At 71.1% G+C, this 13,208-nt stretch carries 13 protein-coding genes; 4 read left to right on the top strand and 9 right to left on the bottom strand.

The features are described from left to right. The first annotated feature begins 303 nt into the window (after positions 1-303). Entirely contained in the window at positions 304-1,254 is a 951-nt protein-coding gene (locus ACLLJJ_RS02635) for a TauD/TfdA dioxygenase family protein (protein ID WP_434587622.1), read from the top strand. 28 nt (positions 1,255-1,282) lie between these two features. On the opposite strand, the gene ACLLJJ_RS02630 is transcribed toward ACLLJJ_RS02635, so the two are convergent. Then, a complete protein-coding gene (locus tag ACLLJJ_RS02630) occupies positions 1,283-2,194 on the bottom strand; it encodes a phosphatidylinositol-specific phospholipase C (RefSeq protein ID WP_434587621.1) in 912 nt (303 codons plus the stop codon). A gap of 144 nt (positions 2,195-2,338) precedes the next feature. On the opposite strand from ACLLJJ_RS02630, the gene ACLLJJ_RS02625 reads away from it, so the two are divergent. Continuing rightward, a complete protein-coding gene (locus ACLLJJ_RS02625; RefSeq protein ID WP_434587620.1) occupies positions 2,339-2,860 on the top strand; it encodes a DUF2165 domain-containing protein in 522 nt (173 codons plus the stop codon). Between the two features lie 14 nt (positions 2,861-2,874). On the opposite strand, the gene ACLLJJ_RS02620 is transcribed toward ACLLJJ_RS02625, so the two are convergent. The 8 genes from ACLLJJ_RS02620 to ACLLJJ_RS02585 all read right to left on the bottom strand — a co-directional run bounded on the left by ACLLJJ_RS02620 (position 2,875) and on the right by ACLLJJ_RS02585 (position 10,251). Continuing rightward, positions 2,875-3,309, bottom strand: coding sequence for a phosphatase domain-containing protein (locus ACLLJJ_RS02620; RefSeq protein WP_434587619.1), 435 nt, complete (start codon positions 3,307-3,309; stop codon positions 2,875-2,877). Between the two features lie 108 nt (positions 3,310-3,417). Then, positions 3,418-4,563 (bottom strand): serine hydrolase domain-containing protein, encoded by a 1,146-nt coding sequence (locus ACLLJJ_RS02615; protein WP_434587618.1) that lies wholly within the window; start codon positions 4,561-4,563, stop codon positions 3,418-3,420. A gap of 329 nt (positions 4,564-4,892) precedes the next feature. Next, a complete protein-coding gene (locus tag ACLLJJ_RS02610; RefSeq protein WP_434587617.1) occupies positions 4,893-5,093 on the bottom strand; it encodes an antitoxin in 201 nt (66 codons plus the stop codon). Between the two features lie 87 nt (positions 5,094-5,180). Next, complete coding sequence (locus tag ACLLJJ_RS02605) at positions 5,181-5,759, bottom strand: YdeI/OmpD-associated family protein (RefSeq protein WP_434587616.1); 579 nt, start codon at positions 5,757-5,759, stop codon at positions 5,181-5,183. Positions 5,760-5,858: 99 nt separating this feature from the next. Beyond that, complete coding sequence (locus tag ACLLJJ_RS02600; RefSeq protein ID WP_434587615.1) at positions 5,859-7,334, bottom strand: FGGY-family carbohydrate kinase; 1,476 nt, start codon at positions 7,332-7,334, stop codon at positions 5,859-5,861. A gap of 42 nt (positions 7,335-7,376) precedes the next feature. Continuing rightward, positions 7,377-8,690: an MFS transporter gene (locus ACLLJJ_RS02595; protein WP_434600278.1), complete on the bottom strand. Its 1,314-nt coding sequence runs from the start codon at positions 8,688-8,690 to the stop codon at positions 7,377-7,379. Positions 8,691-8,836: 146 nt separating this feature from the next. After that, positions 8,837-9,610 (bottom strand): DeoR/GlpR family DNA-binding transcription regulator, encoded by a 774-nt coding sequence (locus ACLLJJ_RS02590; RefSeq protein ID WP_434587614.1) that lies wholly within the window; start codon positions 9,608-9,610, stop codon positions 8,837-8,839. Next, positions 9,607-10,251: a histidine phosphatase family protein gene (locus ACLLJJ_RS02585; RefSeq protein ID WP_434587613.1), complete on the bottom strand. Its 645-nt coding sequence runs from the start codon at positions 10,249-10,251 to the stop codon at positions 9,607-9,609. Before ACLLJJ_RS02585 ends, ACLLJJ_RS02590 begins: the two co-directional genes overlap by 4 nt. A 134-nt stretch (positions 10,252-10,385) precedes the next feature. On the opposite strand from ACLLJJ_RS02585, the gene ACLLJJ_RS02580 reads away from it, so the two are divergent. Continuing rightward, positions 10,386-11,429 (top strand): 2-hydroxyacid dehydrogenase, encoded by a 1,044-nt coding sequence (locus tag ACLLJJ_RS02580; RefSeq protein WP_434587612.1) that lies wholly within the window; start codon positions 10,386-10,388, stop codon positions 11,427-11,429. Continuing rightward, a complete protein-coding gene (locus tag ACLLJJ_RS02575) occupies positions 11,426-12,886 on the top strand; it encodes an FGGY family carbohydrate kinase (RefSeq protein ID WP_434587611.1) in 1,461 nt (486 codons plus the stop codon). The genes ACLLJJ_RS02580 and ACLLJJ_RS02575 overlap by 4 nt, the downstream gene beginning before the upstream one ends. The last annotated feature ends 322 nt before the right edge of the window (positions 12,887-13,208 follow it).

Raw genomic sequence — 13,208 nt, 5'->3', positions numbered from 1 at the left:
GGCGCTCCGCACCGAACGAAGCCCCGGCTCGACTGAGGTACGGTGCCTGACATGGGAACGACGTACGAGAACCACCGCGCAGGGGAGCTCCGCCACAGCGGTCCCCGCGGTGAGTGCGCCCCCCGCGGTCACAGCTTCCTGCGCCGCCGCGGCCGGGTGGGATCCCCGCCGCTCCGTTCCTGTCGCTGAGCACCGCCGCCCCGCACCAACGCCGGGCCCCGCTGCCTCTTCGACGTCGTAACTCTTCGCCTTCTTCGCGCGCCCCCGCACATCTGCCGTCGGCCCGCTTTCCAGAGGAGACCCATGACCATCACGTCCGCAGCATCCGCCATTTCTGTCTCCGCCCCCGTCGCCCTGCGGGACCACCGCATCCCCGCCGACGGTCTCTACGAAGGTCCGCGTGAGCTGCGCCGCCTCCCGGAGGGGGCGCAGGACCGTCCCTACGAACTCTTCGAGGTGGTCCCGCAGGGACGCACCATCGGCGCCGAGATCCGGGGCCTGGACCTGTCGGAGCCGCAGCCCGCCGCCGTGCGCGAGGAGATCAATCGCGCCCTGCTGGAGTGGAAGGTGCTGTTCTTCCGGGGGCAGCACCTGTCCTCCGACGCGCAGCGCGCCTTCGCCGGCAACTGGGGCGAGCTGGAGACCAATCCGCTGCTCGCCTCCGGTGACTCCCCGGACGTGGTCCGCTTCGACCGCACCGCGGTGCCCACCTTCGAGAACGTCTGGCACACCGACGTGACGTTCCGCGAGCGTCCCGCGATGGGCGCTGTGCTTCAGCTGCGTGAGGTGCCGCCGGTGGGTGGCGACACGATGTGGGCCGACATGGCGGCGGCGTACGACAATCTGCCGCAGGAGGTGAAGGACCGCATCGACGGCGCCCGCGCCGTCCACGATTTCCTCCCGGGCTTCGCCCGCTTCTTGCCGACCGCTCAACTCGCCACGTTCCAGGACCTGTTCCCGCCGGTCGAGCATCCCGTGGTGCGACGCCACCCGGAGACGGGGCGTCGGATGTTGTTCGTCAACGCCTCCTTCACCACCCGGATCGTCGGGTTCGAGCAGGCGGAGAGCGACCGGGTGCTCCGGCTGCTGTTCCAGCAGGCCCATGTGCCCGAGTTCCAGGTGCGGTTCCACTGGCAGGCGGGCGACATCGCCTTCTGGGACAACCGCGCCACCCAGCACTACGCGGTCAACGACTACGGTCCGCACCGCCGGGTCGCCGAGCGCGTCGCCATCTCCGGCGACCGGCCGTTCTGACCGAGGGGCGATGCGGCCGGGAGCCGGGTCACGCCGCCGGACGGCGGCCGATGCCAGGGCCGGGGTTGTGCCGGAGCAGGGACTCCACCAGGCCCGAGCGGGTGTTGGGGAAGTCCATCGGCACCACTCCGAGCCCCGTCCATCCCGCGGCCTCCGACCCGTCGATGAAGCTGTGCACCCTGGGGTTGAGCCGGTCGGAGTTCCAGCGGGGCGGCAACAGCGCCGATGTACTCGCGTAGTTGAGGAACAGCTTCCCGGGCTGCTGGGCGGCCCGGCGGAACTGTGTCTCGATCTTGGGGTACTTGGCGCCGGGCTCGGCCATGTAGTCGTCCTGGACGTCGAAGAGGGCCGAGTCGCCGTACCGGACACCGGGCAGCCCGCCGTTGTCGGCGAGCAGAACGACCTTCCCCCTGGCCTGACTCAGTGTCGGCAGGCCGGAGTCGATCCGGAACAGCGGTCGCCAGCCCTTCTGGTCGAGGTAGAGGTCGAAGACCCGGCGGAACTCCGCGTCGGCCACCTCCGAGTACTCCTGCTTGACGCGCATCAGGACCGTCTCCGAAGGGCGGGCCCGCAGGAAGTCCTGGCAGGCGATGAGGACATCGCCGAACATCAGGTTCTGATAGTACGCGCCGTGGTGGATGGCGAAGGAGTCGCCGGTGGCCCGGCAGCGTACATCCAGGAAGCGGACACCGCTGTTCAACTGCTCGGCCACGGACGTGTTCTGACAGGCCACCCAGGGGCCTCCGACGCGCGCGCCCGAGTCGTGGGTACCGGGGATCGTCAGTCGCTGCAAGGGGGTGGCGTCACCGATGCCCGCCATCCAGTCCCGCACGGAGAGGAGCCGTGGCGCCGCGAGCGCGCCCGGTGCTCCGAGCAGTGCGGTCGCGGAAAGGGCCATGGCACCCGCACCCACGAGAAAGCTCCGGCGGTCCATGCTCATGTACGTGTCCCCTCGGTCGGTCATCGGCCCCCGGAGTATGACGTGGACAGATCACTCCCGGTAGGGCCCTGCCTGCGCGGACCGGTCTCGACAGGGCCGGCCGGAACTGTTGGAACGGGCAATGAATCCAGGACACTTGGGCGCATGACTGTCAGAAACTCACGCGTGACGCAGCCACTCGCCGTCGCCGCCACCGCGCTCGTCGCCACGGTCGCGCTCTACATGGCGCTCGTCGCCTTCGGCAACATCACCGACTTCGGTACCAACCAGGAGTTCGTACGGCACGTCCTGGCCATGGACACCACGTTCAAGGACGAGGACCTGATGTGGCGGTCCATCGAATCGACCATGGTGCAGGACATCGCGTACATCGCCGTCATCGTGTGGGAGACGGTCACCGCACTCGTGCTGATCGTGGCGGCCGGCCACTGGGTGGGGGCCCTGCGCGGGGGCGACCCGGGGCGCGCCAGGCGGCTGGGGACGTACGGCCTGCTCATGGTCCTGCTGCTGTTCGGCGCGGGGTTCATCGCCATCGGCGGCGAGTGGTTCGCCATGTGGCAGTCGGAGACGTGGAACGGACTCGACGCCGCCGCCCGAAACTTCGTAGTCGCGGGTGTGGCCCTGGTGGTCGTGCTGCTGCCGGGCGACGACAGGCAATCGCGCTGAGAACCGGGGGAGCGCTACAACTGGGCGAAGCGCAGTACGAAGCGGCGCTGCCAGGGGGTCTCGACGGCGCGTGTGTCGTAGTTGAGGCGTACGAAGTCGACCGCATGGTCGGCCGGTACGCCGTCGAGCACCGCGACGCAGGCAAGGGCCGTGCCGGTGCGTCCACGGCCACCGCCGCAGGCGATCTCGACGCGTGCGGACCCGGAGCGCTCCCATGCCTCACCGAGTACGGCGCGGGCCTCGGTGTGGCTGCTGGGCAGTCGGAAGTCGGGCCAGCGCAACCACCGCGTCTCCCAGGGGACTTCCGGGGGACGCTTGCCCAGCAGATGGACGGCGAACCCGGGCGTCGGTCCGGGCGGCAGTGGCCGGCGGAGTGCGCGTCCCCTGACCAGGCGGCCGGAGGGAAGCTGTAGGACGCCGGTGGCGGTGGGCTCCCAGGTGTCGGTCATGGGCCCACCGTAGAGGAGCGCCGGGCGGAGACGGGAAGGGGCGGGCCTCGCGCCGTGCCGCCGTCGGACGCGTGGTCGCGGCCGACGGCGGTTGTGCGTGAGCGTTGGTTAATCGCAGAACTCGGCCTCGACCACCGCTCCGGAGTCACCGGACCAGTCGCCGTTGAAGTTGAAGGCGAGGGAGTGGTCGGCGTCCCGGGTGACGAGCGCCTCCGACGACGAGCCATGGATGCCACCGCCGTGACCCCACACCTCCTTGCCGCACTTCAGCTTGAGCTGCATCAGCCCCAGCCCGTACCCGCCCTCGGGCATCTCGTCACCGAGGGCCACCGTGGTCATCATCTCCTTGAGCTGGCGCTCGGGAAGGAGCCTGCCCTTGAGCAGCGCACGGTAGAAGCGCTGCAGGTCGGAGGAGTTGGAGATCATCTCGCCGGCCGCCCCGGCGGCGGACGGGTTCAGTTCGGTGACGTCGTGGACCTTGGCGTTCGGGTCGATGGACAGTGTCGAATAGGCCCGCCCGCTCGGTCCGGGCATCCGCGCGTCGGTACCGGGGACGGTGGTCGCCCGCAGCCCGAGCGGCTTGATGATGCGCCGCTCGATCTCCTTCCCGTACGAGCGGCCCGTCACCTCCTTGATGACCATTCCGGCGACGGTGAAGTTGGTGTTGGAGTATTTCCAGCTCGTGCCGGGGGCGAAGTCGGGCTTGTGCCGCATCGCCGTCCGCACCAGTTGCCGAGGTGTCCAAGTGTCGTAGCGGTGCTCGAAGAAGCCGTCGCCGAAGACGCTCTTCACGAAGTCGGGGTCCTCGGTGTAGCTGTATATCCCGCTGGTGTGGTTGAGGAGTTGACGGACGGTGATCCGGCGGCCGTCGTTGCCGTTGCCGCGTATGACGCCGGGCAGCCACCGGTCCACGGTGTCGTCTAGGTCGAGTCTGCCCTCGGCCTGGAGCTGCAACAGGACGGTGGCGACGAAGGTCTTGGTGATCGAACCGACGCGGTAGCGGTCCGGTGCCTCCCGCTCCCGCCCGGTGTTCAGGTTCGCCACTCCGGCGGTCCCGGTCCAACTGCCGTCCTCGTCCCGGGCCTGGGCCACCACCCCGGGCACTCCGGCCTTCACCGCGGCCTCGATCGCTTCCTGGGTGCGGTCGTGTCCCGTGTTCTCCCGGGCCGCGGCGGGCGTCACGAAAGCGGTGGCGACGACCGCTGCCGCCACCACCGCTCCGGTCAGCCCGGTCCGGATTCTGCGTACCGACATGTGAACTCCCCTGTGTCCGGATGGTGTTGCCGGGCAGGACACAGGGGGGAACGACCGAGTTGCTCGGGGTGCGCGAGGTTGAGCGTAAATGAGCCCTTTCGGCACTGCCCGCTCGCGGGGCCGGTGCACAGGGGCTGAGCTGGCCCTCTTCGCGCCGGGGGGGCGCCGGGAGGGGAGCGCGTTTGGTGATCCGGCGGAGACGCCCACAGGAATGACCGGAAGTGGCGCCTGCGCCTTCCGGGCTCTTGCTTTCCGGGCCCGCCCACAGGCGAGGGCCCGGTGCGGTGCGGCTCCAAGGCCGCCGCACCGGGCCCTCGGCCCGCGCGTGGTCAGGAAGGGGGCGTGGGCGGCTTGTCCTGGTCCGGGTTGGTGCCGAACTGATCCTTGAGCTTGTCCTGGGCGGTGTCGACCTGGCCGCTGTACTTGCCCTGGGTTCGCCCGTCGGCGAAGTCACCGGCCTTGTCGATGCCCTGCCCGGCCTTGTCCTCGTGGCCCTTCAGCATTCCCTTGAGCTTGTCCATCATGGACATGGGTGTTCCTCCTCGCCGCTTCGCCCCCGCATCTACAGGGTCCGCGCACCTCGCGGGTTCCGCATCCGGGCGGCGCCCGGCGCGGCGCTATCGGGCCCGCTGTCCAGCCTCCATCAGGGTGATCATTCGCTGGAGCCGCGCGGTCCTGGCGCCCGGAGTCCGTGCCGTCAGCAGGCGCAGGATCACCGTGTACTTCTCCGTCTTGCCGAGCCGCTCGAAGGTGTCCCGGGCCGCCTGGTTCCCCTCCAGCGCGGCCGCGAGATCGGGGGGAGTGGTGGAGTCGCGCTGCGACTCGTACGCGGTGTCCCAGCGGCCGTCCGCCTTGGCGGCGAGGATCTCGGCGAAGCCGGGCTCCCGCATACGGCCGGCGGCCACCAGCCCCTCGGCCTTGCGGACGTTCACCTGCGACCAGAGGCTCCTCGCACGCCGGGGCGTGAATTTCTGCAGGTAGTACGTCTCGTCGCAGGCCTTGCGCTGACCATCGATCCAGCCGTGGCACAGGGCGATGTCCAGTGCCTCGGGACAGGTCACCGAGGTGACACCCGAATTCTTTTTGGCGATCTTCACCCAGATGCCGCACCGCACCCCGTAGTGGCCGGCCAGCCAGGCCTCCAGCGCGGCGGCGTCCTCGAAACGGATGATCTGGGGAGTCGGCCGGTCGGACATGGCTGCCGCCTTCGGGTGAGAACCTCAGTGGAGTGACCACGCTAGATCCCCAGTAGGTCGGATCAGGGCCTAGTTCTCCCCGGATCCCGGAGCTCCGGATCACGCGTCCCAGTCGTCCAGCCAGCCCCGTGCGCGCAGCCGCGCGACGAACCGCCCGTACGACTCGTCCAGCGCCGCCCGTTCCCCTTCCACCGGGTCGACCACGCGTCCTGGGCTCGTCATCGCGGCAGCGCTCGCGGACAGGTCGGCGTGCAGGGTGCCGGCCGCTGCCAGCAGGGCCGCGCCGAACGCCGTCTCGGCCCGTTCGGCGACGCGCAGCTGCCGGCCGAGGACGGTGGCGCGGATACGGGTCCACAGGGCGCTGCGGCTGCCGCCACCCGCCGCGTGCAGGGGGCCCGTCACTTCGACGCCGAGCGCCTGTACGCGCTCCAGCGCCAGGCGCTCCAGGAAGGCCACGCCCTCCAGCGCGGCCCGGTGCTCGTCGGCCTCGTCCCGCGGTGCGCCGACGACGAAGCCGCGCGCGTCACCACGGACGAAGGGGAACCGCTCGCCCTCGCGACGCAGCGGGTAGTTCAGGTACGAGGCCGGACCGCGCGCGTCGGCCGCCGCGTCCAGGCCGGGCAGACGCGCCGGATCGATGTCGGCGAGCGCCTCGCCGCCGGTGTTGGACGCGCCGCCCGGCAGCCACCAGCCGTCGGGGTGGCGATGGCTGTAGAGGGCGCCGGCCGGGTCGGTGACCAGCTCGCGGGTGACGCCCTTGAGGACGTACGTCGTGCCCAGCACGCCGACGAACTGGCCCGGCCGCACCGCCCCGGTCGCGATCTGGCCCGCGCACCCGTCCGTCATGCCGAGACGGACCCGGCAGCCGACGGGCAGACCGGTCTCGGCCGAGGCCGCCGCCGACACCGTGCCGACCTTCGTCCCGGGCGCCTGCACGGCGGGGAGCAGGCGCCCGGGGACATCGAAGGCGTCGAAGACCTCGGTGGCCCACTCACCCGCGAGCGGGTCGTAGCCGGTCTTCAGCGCGTGGCTCCAGTCGGTGGCGACCGGGTGTCCGGTGAGCCGCAGGCCGAGCAGATCCGGGGTGTGCAGGACGAGCCGACCGGGCAGAGCACGGGACGCGCACAGGACGAGCTTGCCCAGCGCGGCGGTCGGCCCGACCGTCAGGCCCAGCGCCCGCCACCGCCGCGCGCCGAGCTCCTGCGCCTTGGCGTTGAGGTCGGCGGCCCGCCGGTCGTCGTACATCAGCGCCGGCCCCACGGGCTCACCGTCCGTGTCCGTCACCACCAGGGTGCCGGAGGTGGCGGAGACGGCGACCGCCACCACCTCCCGGCCGCCGCCCGGCAGTTCCGCGGTGGCCTGGCGCAGCGCCGTGGCGGCGGCGGGCCACCAGGCACGGGCGTCCTGCTCGCTGTGGCCACCGGCGCCGCGCACCGGCTGGGGGAGCGGCGCCCGGCCCTGAGCGAGAACCCGCCCGCGGGCGTCGGCGCACACCACTCTCACCGCGGCGGTGGCCACATCGATGCCGGCCACGACGGGGACGGGGGAGCGGGGTACGTCGGCGGTGGTGCTCATGCGCGGGACGGGTCCTTTCGCGTACGGATGGTTCCGGGGCGGTCAGGTGGTGCGGACGGTGAGCGGTTCGGCAGCCTCGTGGAGCGACTTGCCCTGCTCGATGGCTTCCTCCGACGCCCGTGGCAGCTTCAGGAAGAGCGTGAGCACGGCGGCGAGGACATACAGACCGGCGAAGATGATGACGACGCCGTCCCGGCCCAGCGGGCCGAGGAAGACGGACACGATGGCGGGCCCGACGAAGGCCGCGCCGCCCGCGCCCAGGTTGAGCAGCGCCATCGCGCCGCCCTTGTTCTCGGGGGCCAGCGACGGCATCAGCGCGGAGATCGGGACGAACCCCGCGAGCGTGGCGCCGTAGATCATGCCGACGCCGACAGCCACCCAGTAGTTGTCGGTCATCAGCTTGGGCACGAAGTACAGGGCGAGCACGCTCACCGCGCAGCCGACCGCACCGAACCAGCCGATGGTCGTCCGCCAGCCGATCCGGTCGCTGACCACACCGAAGAGCAGGTTGAAGAAGATATTGGTCGCGAACATGATCGACAGCAGCCGCAGCCAGTCGCCGTCGGTGAAGCCCATCTCGTCGGTGAAGAAGGCCGGGAGGATCACCCACAGGCCGAACTGCGGGGCGGTATTGATGATCCGTACGACGCAGCCGATCGCGACCTTCGGGTTGGTCCAGGCGATGGACAGGCTGCGGGTCAGGGACTGGACCGGCTTGACGCCGGGCGGTGCGAGCCGTGCGTACCCGGTGCGTTCACGCACGCCCAGCAGACAGAAGGCGCCGCCGATCGCGATCAGGGCCAGGGCGACCCAGAGCGTGCCGAACTTGCCGAACAGCGGGTTCGTGACGGAGGCGGTGAGGGAGCCGAGGGTGGGCAGCCCCCCGGTGAAGGCGAAGTAGAACCAGCCGACCGCCGCACCGAGCCTGGCCACCGGTGCGGTCGCGGTGACCCATACGAGGAAGGAAAAGGCGAAGAGGGGGTAGCCGAAGCCGCGCAGGCCGTAGAAGAGCAGCATGAGGGTGTAGTTGTCCTGGGCGGCGCCCAGGGTGAGGAACAGGATGTCGAAGACGATCCAGACGGCGAGGCCGATCTGCATCACCCGACGCGGTCCCCACAGTTCGGACAGCGCGCCCGACAGCCAGGACGCGATCATGACCGTGACGCCGTACGCCGTGATCACATAGCTCGCTCGGACCTCGCTCCCGGCGCCGTTGCCCTCGATGAACGGCGCGATGAAGCCGGACTCGACCCCGTCGCCGATCATGAAGATCAGGACGCCGATGAAACCGAAGAGGAGCGGTCGGGGAATGCCCAGACGGTCCCAGACCGTCCCCGTTCCCGTCCCTATCCCCATTCCCGTGCGCGCGGCGGGTGCGGCGGTGCTGCTCATTGCTCGTGCCTCCACAGTGAGGTGCCATGGGCCCGCGGACGTACAGCCGCGACGAGAACGCATCATGGTCTCTGTGGAATTAACACGCCAGAGTTTAAGAAATCTTGTTGTCAGCCGGTGGCCGCCACTCGGACATCCGTGCGCTCCTTGAGTGCCGCGAGCAGTTCCCCGCCCACCCGGTCGTCCACCACCAGGTGGTCGAAGTCCTCGACCGGGCCGAGCCGGTGGAGCGCCGTCCTGGCCGTCTTGGTGCGGTCCATCAGCAGCACCTTGCGGGTGCCGGACGCCAGCATCGCCCGTTTGACCAGCACCACGTCCTGCTCCTGGTGATACGTCATGCGGGCGTCCATCGCCGAGGTCGAGACCAGCACCATGTCCACCGAGAGGGCCTCGATGGCCTCCAGACAGGGGACGCCGAGGAAGGAGTCGTGGGGCTGCGAGTACTCGCCGCCCAGCGAGATGAGCCGGATGCCGTCCCGGCCGACGAACAGGTCCATGACCCGTCGAGCATTGGTCACCACCGTCAGCGGCGCCTGGTCGACCAGCAGCCGGGCCAGCGCGAGCGCGGTCGTGGAGTCGTCCAGCATCACCGACATGCCCGGCTCGACCAGGTCGGCCGCGGCCTTCGCGATCGCCTCCTTCTCGACGGTGTTGACCCCCAGCCGGTAGTCGAGATTGGACTCGAAGACGGTCGACGGCAGGGCGGAGACCCCGCCCCGGAAGCGGCGCAGCACCCCCCGCCTGGCCAGTTCGTCCAGGTCCCGGTGCACCGTCATCAGGCTCACCCCGGTGAGCTCCGCGAGCTCGGCGCCGGTCGCCGTCCCGTGCTCCAGGACATGCTCGGTGATGATCTGCCTGCGGGCCTGCGCGCCGTTCGTCGTCATGCGCCCAAGTTTCGCGCACCACCCTGGGCGGACGCCCAGGTGGGGACGTTGAGGGAGCGCAGGGCGGTGTGGTCGCCGGCCACCTCGATCTCGGTCACGGCCACGTTGTCCAGCCGGGGGAACACCAGCCGGTAGCGGCCCACGGGAATGCCGAGCAGCGCGCACAGCGCGATGCGCAGCAGGGTGTTGTGCGCCACCACCAGGACCGTGGCACCCGGGTGAACCTCCGCCAGACCGCGCAGCGCCGCCGAAGCGCGGGCCGCCGCGGCGGACGGCGGCTCCGAACCGGGGAAGGCGCCGCTCTCCGCGTCCGTGCGAAAGCGCCGTACGGCCTCGGGGTCCTCGGCGGACATCTCCGCGACGGTACGGCCCTCACCCCAGCCGAAGTCGACCTCGCGCAGCGCCTCCAGGACCTCGGGCTCCATGCCCAGGGCGCGGGCCGCGGGCGCGGCGGTGAGCCGGGCCCGGCTCACCGGGGAGCAGGCCACCGCGTCCACGCCACGCTGCTCCGCCCAGGCCGCGAGCCCGTCGGCCTGCCGGAGCCCCTTCACGGTCAGCGGCACGTCGGAGACGCCCGCGTACCGGTTCTCCGCGTGCCATTGGGTCTCGCCGTGCCGGACCAGCAGCAGCCGGGATGCCATCAAAACTCTCTCCGCCCGATCGACTCTCATTGATTCTTCAAAACAATGATGTTAAATCTATCAGCGCCAGTGATAGTGGTGCTGCGGTGACGCCCCCGCGCAGTGCCGTGCGACCCGAAGAAGGGCCCCGCTCCATGCGCATCCTCGCCGCCGGCGATCACTTCGTCCGCCCCGATCTCCTGCGCGCAGCCGTGCGCGAGGAGCTCGGCACCGCCCCCGAGATCACCGAACTCACCCTGCCCTGGCCGCACGAGCCATTCGGTCCGGTCGGCGACGTCCACGAGGCGAGCGGTACGCAGGACGAGATCATCGCGGCGCTGGACGGCGCCGAGATCTGCGTGACCCAGATGGCGCCCTTCACCGAGAAGGTCTTCGCTGCCTGCCCGGACCTGCGCATGGTCGCCGTCTCCCGGGGCGGCCCGGTCAATGTCGACCTCGCCGCCGCCACCCGGCACGGCGTCGCCGTCTCCTTCGCGCCGGGCCGCAACGCCCCGGCCGCCGCCGAGTTCGCCATCGGCCTCATGCTCACCGGGATGCGGCGCATCACCACCGCCGACGCCGAGCTCAAGCGCGGCAAGTGGCGCGGTGACTTCTACGCCTACGAGGAGGGCGGCATCGAACTCGACGGCGCCACCGTAGGGCTCGTCGGCTACGGGGCCATCGGCCGCATCGTCGCCCGCGTACTGCGCGCCTTCGGCTCCCACGTCCTGGTCGCCGACCCCTACACCGACGCCGAGGCCGCCCGCGCCGACGGGGTGGAGCCGGTCGCTCTCGACGAACTCCTGCGCCGCAGCAGCGTGGTGAGTCTGCACGCCCGCCTCACCCCCGAGACCCACCACCTCATCGACGCGGAGAAACTGGCGCTGCTCCCCAAGGGCGCGGTGCTGGTCAACTCCGCCCGCGGCGGCCTCCTCGACTACGCCCCGCTGCCCGAACTGCTGCGCAGCGGCCGTCTCGGAGCGCTCGCCCTCGACGTGTACGACATCGAACCGCCGCCCGCCGACTGGCCGTTGCACCAGGCCCCGAACGTGGTCACCGCACCGCACCTGGCCGGCGCCACCCAGCAGACCGCGCACCGCGCCGCCGCCATCACCGCCGCGGAGGCGGGCCGCTTCGTACGCGGAGAGAAGCTCGCACACCCCGCCAACCCCGAGGTCCAGGAGGCCTCACGGCCATGAGCGTGATCATCGGCGTCGACATCGGCACCTCCGTAACCAAGGCCGTCGCCTTCGACAGCGAAGGGACCCCGCTCGCCTCGGCCGCCCGCCGTAGCCGGCTGGACCGGCTGTCCGGCAGCCGCGTCGAGCAGGACATCGACGACGTCGTCCGCACGGTCGCGGAGGTCGTACGGGAGACCACGGCCGCACTGTCCGAACCACCCGTCGCGCTGGCCCTGACCGGCCAGGGCGACGGCCTGTGGCTGCGCGACGCGGACGGCCGCGCGGTCCGCCCCGCCATCTCCTGGATGGACGGCCGGGCCTCCGACCGTGTAGCGGACTGGCTGCGCGACGGCACCATCCAGCAGGTGTACGGGCACACCGGCTCCGGCATGTTCCCCGGCTGCCACGCGCCGCTCCTCGCCCACCTCCAGGAACACGAACCACAGACTCTGCGGCGCGCGGTCACCGCGGGCTACTGCGTGGACGCGGTCGCGCAGCGCCTCACCGGCCGGGTCAGTGTGGACGCCTCCGACGCGACCCTGCCCTTCCTCGACCCGGTGAGCCGTACGTACTCGCGCGAGGCACTCGCCGCCTGCGGGATCGAGGACCTCGCCCATCTGCTGCCGGCCCCCGCCGAGCCCGGCGCCCTGCTGCCGCTCGACGCCATCGGCGCGGGACTCCTCGGCCTGCCCGAAGGGCTCCCGCTCACCGCCGGCCCCTACGACCTGCCGGCCTGCGCCGTGGGCAGCGGCGTACGCGAGGTGGGCGACGGGCTGCTGATCGTCGGCACCACCCTGGCCTGCCAGGTCCTCACCGACGAGGTACGCGGCGACCCCTCCGCCGAACCGGCCGGGATGTGGCTGTGCACCCCCGATCCCGGCCGTTGGCTGCGCTCCATGCCCGCCATGGTCGGCACCGCCGCCCTCGAATGGGTGCTGACCCTCACCGGTACGACCACGGCTGACCTCGATCAACTGCTCGCCGACAGCCCGCCGGGCGCGCACGGCGTCACCGCGCTGCCCTTCCTGTCCGACGCGGGGGAGCGCGCGCCCTTCGTCGACCCGGCGGCCCGGGGCCGCCTCGACGGACTCAACCTGGCCCACACTCGCGCCGACGCGGTACGCGCGATGTGCGAGGCCATCGGCTACGCCGCCCGCCACTGTCTGGAGACCGCCGGTCTCACCGGGACCCTGGCGGCCTGCGGCGGCGGGACCCGGTCGGGGCCGTGGGCCCAGCTGTTCGCCGACATCCTGGGCCGCCCGGTGCGCATCCCGCAGGAGAGCGAGGTGGGGGCGCTCGGCGCGGTGCGGGTGGCGCGTCGCTTCCTCGGTGAACCGCCGGAGACGAAGGCGCAGTTGTTCCACACGGTGGAGCCGCGCGAGGCGTCGCGCGCCGTGTACGAGGCCGGTTGCGCGGCGTACCGCTCGGCGCTCGACGGGGCGCGGGCGCAGTGGGGCGACGCGACTTCCCGATAGCGCGCAGTCCTCGATCGCCGGGCCGGCCTGGAAACAGCCGGCCCGGCGATCGTCGTGTGCGGCCGGTCCACGCAAGCCGCTTGCGGCATTTGCGGTGCGTTTGCAATGTCGCTCGCAAGCCTTGTAGGTACCGCAGCTCGGGGCACGGGTGGCACCGGAACCGAGCCTTCCCGAAGCGTGAAGCGCTGTCGAATCTGTAGACGCATTGGCAAAACTCTGCAACTCTCCTACCGCAAAACGCAAAAGACTCCGTTCTGCCGTGCAGAAACGCTTATTCGCTGAGCACTCACACAGAGCCGCGCCTCGCTGCCTCGTGCGCCGG

This window comes from Streptomyces sp. A5-4, from assembly GCF_051131715.1.
Lineage (GTDB): Bacteria > Actinomycetota > Actinomycetes > Streptomycetales > Streptomycetaceae > Streptomyces.
The sequence above is the reverse complement of the archived record's forward strand: the minus strand, read 5'-3'. Positions and strand labels throughout refer to the sequence as shown.

What these genes read in the sequence shown, in the direction of transcription:
- ACLLJJ_RS02620 (WP_434587619.1), bottom strand. Translation starts at nt 3,309, where the DNA reads ATGACCGACACCTGGGAGCCCACCGCCACCGGCGTCCTACAGCTTCCC.
- ACLLJJ_RS02580 (WP_434587612.1), top strand. Translation starts at nt 10,386, where the DNA reads ATGCGCATCCTCGCCGCCGGCGATCACTTCGTCCGCCCCGATCTCCTG.
- ACLLJJ_RS02625 (WP_434587620.1), top strand. Translation starts at nt 2,339, where the DNA reads ATGACTGTCAGAAACTCACGCGTGACGCAGCCACTCGCCGTCGCCGCC.
- ACLLJJ_RS02585 (WP_434587613.1), bottom strand. Translation starts at nt 10,251, where the DNA reads ATGGCATCCCGGCTGCTGCTGGTCCGGCACGGCGAGACCCAATGGCAC.
- ACLLJJ_RS02610 (WP_434587617.1), bottom strand. Translation starts at nt 5,093, where the DNA reads ATGTCCATGATGGACAAGCTCAAGGGAATGCTGAAGGGCCACGAGGAC.
- ACLLJJ_RS02595 (WP_434600278.1), bottom strand. Translation starts at nt 8,690, where the DNA reads ATGGGGATAGGGACGGGAACGGGGACGGTCTGGGACCGTCTGGGCATT.
- ACLLJJ_RS02600 (WP_434587615.1), bottom strand. Translation starts at nt 7,334, where the DNA reads ATGAGCACCACCGCCGACGTACCCCGCTCCCCCGTCCCCGTCGTGGCC.
- ACLLJJ_RS02605 (WP_434587616.1), bottom strand. Translation starts at nt 5,759, where the DNA reads ATGTCCGACCGGCCGACTCCCCAGATCATCCGTTTCGAGGACGCCGCC.
- ACLLJJ_RS02575 (WP_434587611.1), top strand. Translation starts at nt 11,426, where the DNA reads ATGAGCGTGATCATCGGCGTCGACATCGGCACCTCCGTAACCAAGGCC.
- ACLLJJ_RS02590 (WP_434587614.1), bottom strand. Translation starts at nt 9,610, where the DNA reads ATGACGACGAACGGCGCGCAGGCCCGCAGGCAGATCATCACCGAGCAT.
- ACLLJJ_RS02615 (WP_434587618.1), bottom strand. Translation starts at nt 4,563, where the DNA reads ATGTCGGTACGCAGAATCCGGACCGGGCTGACCGGAGCGGTGGTGGCG.
- ACLLJJ_RS02630 (WP_434587621.1), bottom strand. Translation starts at nt 2,194, where the DNA reads ATGAGCATGGACCGCCGGAGCTTTCTCGTGGGTGCGGGTGCCATGGCC.
- ACLLJJ_RS02635 (WP_434587622.1), top strand. Translation starts at nt 304, where the DNA reads ATGACCATCACGTCCGCAGCATCCGCCATTTCTGTCTCCGCCCCCGTC.